The 395-nt window shown below is 65.6% G+C and carries 1 protein-coding gene; it reads right to left on the bottom strand.

Annotated elements, in window-relative coordinates; translation table 11 throughout:
• The coding region (locus tag NA197_RS23440) for a biotin/lipoyl-containing protein (RefSeq protein ID WP_438796710.1) at window positions 1–395 on the bottom strand (395 nt) is incomplete at both ends.

Genomic DNA, 395 nt, shown 5'->3' with positions numbered 1-395 from the left:
ATCTTCATGGCTTCCAGAATCAGCAGCACATCGCCTTCGGCCACCGTCTGGCCCTCGGTGGCAATCACCTTCCAGATGTTGCCCGCCAGCGGCGCGGTGACCGGGGTGCCGGCGCCTGCCGGGGCAACCGGGGATGCCGCCTGAACCGGCGCAGACGAAGCCGCCGTCAGCTGGCTGATATCGCCGCCGTCGCTGACCTTCACCACAAAGGCTTTGCCTTCCACTTCCACGGTGTAGATACCGGAAGCGGCAGGCTTCTCTGCTTTTGCCACCGGCTGCGCGGCTTCCGCCTGCGGCACCGGCTCAAACGCCGCCGGGTTGTGGCGGTTCTCAAGGAACTTCAGGCCAATCTGCGGGAACAGCGCCACGGTGAGCACGTCGTCGATGGCGTTTCC

It is taken from the genome of Salmonella sp. NW884 (genome assembly GCF_051700745.1).
GTDB classification, from domain to species: Bacteria; Pseudomonadota; Gammaproteobacteria; order Enterobacterales; family Enterobacteriaceae; genus Salmonella; species Salmonella enterica.
Note: the sequence above shows the minus strand (reverse complement) of the source record. Positions and strands in the feature narration are given on the sequence as shown.